The following is a 5429-nucleotide window of genomic DNA, read 5'->3' on the forward strand; positions in this document are numbered from 1 at the left end:
GTGTGGTTGTCCTTTGAGAACTCAACAGTGTGCTGAATGTTTGGTGTGTTTGTCCTCGTCGGCGCCATGGCTTTGTGGTTGTGGTGTCGTGGGGTTTCTTTGGGTGCTCTCTGTTTGAGAGTGTTTTTTTGCTGGGTTTGTTTGAGCCCTCCTTTTTTGTTGGAGAGTTTGATCCTGGCTCAGGACGAACGCTGGCGGCGTGCTTAACACATGCAAGTCGAGCGGTAAGGCCCTTCGGGGTACACGAGCGGCGAACGGGTGAGTAACACGTGGGTGACCTGCCCTCCACTTCGGGATAAGCCTGGGAAACTGGGTCTAATACCGGATAGGACCTCCGGATGCATGTCTGGTGGTGGAAAGTTTTGTCGGTGGGGGATGGGCCCGCGGTCTATCAGCTTGTTGGTGGGGTGATGGCCTACCAAGGCGACGACGGATAGCCGGCCTGAGAGGGTGATCGGCCACACTGGGACTGAGACACGGCCCAGACTCCTACGGGAGGCAGCAGTGGGGAATCTTGCGCAATGGGCGGAAGCCTGACGCAGCAACGCCGCGTGGGGGATGACGGCCTTCGGGTTGTAAACCTCTTTCGCGATCGACGAAGCTCGTACTTCTGGTACGGGTGACGGTAGGTCGAGAAGAAGCACCGGCCAACTACGTGCCAGCAGCCGCGGTAATACGTAGGGTGCGAGCGTTGTCCGGAATTATTGGGCGTAAAGAGCTCGTAGGCGGTGTGTCGCGTCGGCCGTGAAAACCTGGGGCTTAACTCTGGGCGTGCGGTCGATACGGGCATCACTGGAGTTCGGCAGGGGAGACTGGAATTCCTGGTGTAGCGGTGAAATGCGCAGATATCAGGAGGAACACCGGTGGCGAAGGCGGGTCTCTGGGCCGATACTGACGCTGAGGAGCGAAAGCATGGGTAGCGAACAGGATTAGATACCCTGGTAGTCCATGCCGTAAACGTTGGGCGCTAGGTGTGGGGTCCATTCCACGGGTTCCGTGCCGCAGCTAACGCATTAAGCGCCCCGCCTGGGGAGTACGGCCGCAAGGCTAAAACTCAAAGGAATTGACGGGGGCCCGCACAAGCGGCGGAGCATGTGGATTAATTCGATGCAACGCGAAGAACCTTACCTGGGTTTGACATGCACCGGACGCGTCCAGAGATGGGCGTTCCCTTGTGGCTGGTGTGCAGGTGGTGCATGGCTGTCGTCAGCTCGTGTCGTGAGATGTTGGGTTAAGTCCCGCAACGAGCGCAACCCTTGTCCTATGTTGCCAGCACGTGATGGTGGGGACTCATGGGAGACTGCCGGGGTCAACTCGGAGGAAGGTGGGGATGACGTCAAGTCATCATGCCCCTTATGTCCAGGGCTTCACACATGCTACAATGGCCGGTACAGAGGGCTGCGAAGCCGTGAGGTGGAGCGAATCTCGTAAAGCCGGTCTCAGTTCGGATCGGGGTCTGCAACTCGACCCCGTGAAGTCGGAGTCGCTAGTAATCGCAGATCAGCAACGCTGCGGTGAATACGTTCCCGGGCCTTGTACACACCGCCCGTCACGTCACGAAAGTCGGTAACACCCGAAGCCCGTGGCCCAACCCGCAAGGGGGGGAGCGGTCGAAGGTGGGACTGGCGATTGGGACGAAGTCGTAACAAGGTAGCCGTACCGGAAGGTGCGGCTGGATCACCTCCTTTCTAAGGAGCTTCACCGGACATCACCGGTTCCTCGGTGTTCGCAGGCGAGTGTTCTGCGCGCGGGGGTGTGGTGGTGGAGGGCCCTAGTACCTCCCGGGCGTGATGTCCGGGGTGGGAGGGGGTTGCTCGAGAAATGTGGAAGCACCAGACGTTCCTGCCCCTGTTGTGGGGTGGGGTTGGCACACTGTTGGGTCCTGAGGGGACAACCTCTCTGGGACGGGCAGCGCCGGCGCGCACGGGTTCGTGTGTGTGCGGCGCTGGTTCGTGTGGTCGTTGAGAATTGTACAGTGGACGCGAGCATCTTTTGTTTCTGTGCTGTTTGTGTCGTGATTTCTTGATGTGTGTGTTGGTCAAGTTGTCAAGGGCGCACGGTGGATGCCTGGGCATCAGGAGCCGATGAAGGACGTGGGAGGCCGCGATAGTCCTCGGGGAGCTGTCAACCGAGCGTTGATCCGAGGGTGTCCGAATGGGGTAACCCGGCACCCGTCATGGGGTGTCACCGCCGTCTGAATGTATAGGACGGTGGGAGGGAACGCGGGGAAGTGAAACATCTCAGTACCCGCAGGAAGAGAAAACAACAGTGATTCCGTGAGTAGTGGCGAGCGAAAGCGGAAGAGGCTAAACCCCGCCAGTGTGAGAGCCGGCAGGTGTTGCTGGTGGGGTGTTGTGGGGTTCCGCGTACCGTCGCTGCCGTGGCGGTGCGGGTGTTCGTGGTGTTAGTCGAAGGCGTTGGGACGCGTCGGCGTAGAGGGTGAGACCCCCGTAGACGAAAACACTGCGTTCTCCCGTTGCGGTGTCCCCGAGTAGCAGCGAGCCCGTGGAATTCGCTGTGAATCTGCCGGGACCACCCGGTAAGCCTAAATACTCCCTGATGACCGATAGCGGACGAGTACCGTGAGGGAAAGGTGAAAAGTACCCCGGGAGGGGAGTGAAAGAGTACCTGAAACCGTGTGCCTACAAGCCGTCAGAGCTGTTGCTTGTCAATGGTGATGGCGTGCCTTTTGAAGAATGAGCCTGCGAGTTAGCGGTACGTGGCGAGGTTAACCCGTGGTGGGGTAGCCGTAGCGAAAGCGAGTCCGAACAGGGCGTGGTTCAGTCGCGTGCTCTAGACCCGAAGCGGGGTGATCTACCCATGGCCAGGGTGAAGCGCCGGTAAGACGGCGTGGAGGCCCGAACCCACCAGGGTTGAAAACCTGGGGGATGAGCTGTGGGTAGGGGTGAAAGGCCAATCAAACTCCGTGATAGCTGGTTCTCCCCGAAATGCATTTAGGTGCAGCGTCGCGTGATACTCACCGGAGGTAGAGCACTGGTTGGCCTAGGGGGCCCACAAGCTTACTGAAGTCAGCCAAACTCCGAATGCCGGTGAGCTCGACAGCGCGGCAGTGAGACGGCGGGCGATAAGGTTCGTCGTCGAGAGGGAAACAGCCCAGATCGCCGGCTAAGGCCCCTAAGCGTGCGCTAAGTGGGAAAGGATGTGGGATCGCCCAGACAACCAGGAGGTTGGCTTAGAAGCAGCCATCCTTGAAAGAGTGCGTAATAGCTCACTGGTCAAGTGGTCCTGCGCCGACAATGTAGCGGGGCTCAAGCGCACCGCCGAAGCCGCGGCAACATCACGCGAACACTCCGTCAGCTTCGAGCTGTCGGTGGTGGTGGTGTTGGGTAGGGGAGCGTCATGCGGGCGGTGAAGCGGCGGAGTGATCCAGCCGTGGAGCCCGTGTGAGTGAGAATGCAGGCATGAGTAGCGATAGCAGAGTGAGAAACTCTGCCGCCGGATGACCAAGGGTTCCTGGGCCAGGTTTTTCCGCCCAGGGTGAGCCGGGACCTAAGGCGAGGCCGACAGGCGTAGTCGATGGACAACGGGTTGATATTCCCGTGCTCGTGTAGGCGCGTCCCTGGCGAATCCAGGTGTGCTAACCGCCCGAGCCCGCCCTGTCTCCTTCGGGAGCAGGTGCGGGGGAGCGCGGGACCCCGCCTGGTAGTAGCCAAGCGATGGGGTGACGCAGGAGGGCAGCTCCGCCAGCTAGTGGTAGTGCTGGTGCAAGCGTGTAGGCCGGTGCACAGGCAAATCCGTGCACCAGGTGGCTGAGACGTGACGCATAGCCGGTTGAGGCGAAGCAGAGTGATCCCATGCTGCCGAGAAAAGCCTCTAGCGAGTTCCTACGCGACCCGTACCCCAAACCAACACAGGTGGTCAGGTAGAGAATACCGAGGCGTTCGAGCGAACTGTGGTCAAGGAATTCGGCAAAATGCCCCCGTAACTTCGGGAGAAGGGGGGCCCTGTCCCGTGAAACCCCTTTGCGGGTTAGCGGGGTGGGGCCGCAGAGACCAGGGGGAAGCGACTGTTTACTAAAAACACAGGTCCGTGCGAAGTCGCAAGACGATGTATACGGACTGACGCCTGCCCGGTGCTGGAACGTTAAGGGGACCGGTTAGGGCCTTTCGGGGCCCGAAGCTGAGAACTTAAGCGCCAGTAAACGGCGGTGGTAACTATAACCATCCTAAGGTAGCGAAATTCCTTGTCGGGTAAGTTCCGACCTGCACGAATGGCGTAACGACTTCCCCGCTGTCTCGACCACAGACTCGGCGAAATTGCACTACGAGTAAAGATGCTCGTTACGCGCGGCAGGACGGAAAGACCCCGGGACCTTCACTACAGCTTGGTATTGGTGCTCGGTTCGGCTTGTGTAGGATAGGTGGGAGACTGGGAAGCCCTCACGCCAGTGAGGGTGGAGTCGCCGTTGAAATACCACTCTGGTCGAATTGGGCATCTAACCTCGGGCCATGATCTGGTCCAGGAACAGTGCCTGGTGGGTAGTTTAACTGGGGCGGTTGCCTCCCAAAGGGTAACGGAGGCGCCCAAAGGTTCCCTCAGCCTGGTCGGCAACCAGGTGTCGAGTGCAAGTGCACAAGGGAGCTTGACTGTGAGACCGACGGGTCGAGCAGGGACGAAAGTCGGGACTAGTGATCCGGCACCTCCTGGTGGAAGGGGTGTCGCTCAACGGATAAAAGGTACCCCGGGGATAACAGGCTGATCTTGCCCAAGAGTCCATATCGACGGCATGGTTTGGCACCTCGATGTCGGCTCGTCGCATCCTGGGGCTGGAGTAGGTCCCAAGGGTTGGGCTGTTCGCCCATTAAAGCGGTACGCGAGCTGGGTTTAGAACGTCGTGAGACAGTTCGGTCCCTATCCGCCGCGCGCGCAGGAGACTTGAGGAAGGCTGTCCCTAGTACGAGAGGACCGGGACGGACGAACCTCTGGTGTGCCAGTTGTCCCGCCAGGGGCACGGCTGGTTGGCTACGTTCGGAAAGGATAACCGCTGAAGGCATCTAAGCGGGAAGCCTGTTCCAAGATGAGGTCTCCCACCCCCACGAGGGTTAAGGCCCCCACCAGACCAGTGGGTTGATAGGCCAGACATGTAATCGCCGCAAGGCGTTCAGTGGACTGGTACTAATAGGCCGAGGACTTGCCCACACACACGTCAAGAAACCACGACGTGCCGGCAAGACCAACAACGAACTGCGTAACGAACAATCCTGTTCGCGTCCACTGTGCATATCCCAACGACCACACACCCCACCCCGCACCCGTGGGGGTGGTGGGGTGTTCCGGTGGTCACAGCGGAGGGGAAACGCCCGGACCCATCCCGAACCCGGAAGCTAAGCCCTCCAGCGCCGATGGTACTGCGACCGACAGGTCGTGGGAGAGTAGGACACCGCCGGAACACCCGACCACCCCCACAC

The 5429-nt window shown here is 59.9% G+C and carries 3 rRNA genes; all 3 read left to right on the top strand.

The features are described 5' to 3' along the window. The first annotated feature begins 156 nt into the window (after positions 1 to 156). The 3 genes from C8D89_RS28570 to rrf all read left to right on the top strand — a co-directional run bounded on the left by C8D89_RS28570 (position 157) and on the right by rrf (position 5410). A 16S ribosomal RNA gene (locus C8D89_RS28570) occupies positions 157 to 1688 on the top strand. 348 nt (positions 1689 to 2036) lie between these two features. Further along, a 23S ribosomal RNA gene (locus C8D89_RS28575) occupies positions 2037 to 5160 on the top strand. 133 nt (positions 5161 to 5293) lie between these two features. Further along, a 5S ribosomal RNA gene (gene rrf, locus C8D89_RS28580) occupies positions 5294 to 5410 on the top strand. Together the 16S, 23S and 5S rRNA genes form the textbook arrangement of a ribosomal RNA operon. Positions 5411 to 5429 lie beyond the last annotated feature (19 nt).

Source organism: Actinomycetospora cinnamomea (assembly GCF_003096675.1).
GTDB lineage: Bacteria > Actinomycetota > Actinomycetes > Mycobacteriales > Pseudonocardiaceae > Actinomycetospora > Actinomycetospora cinnamomea.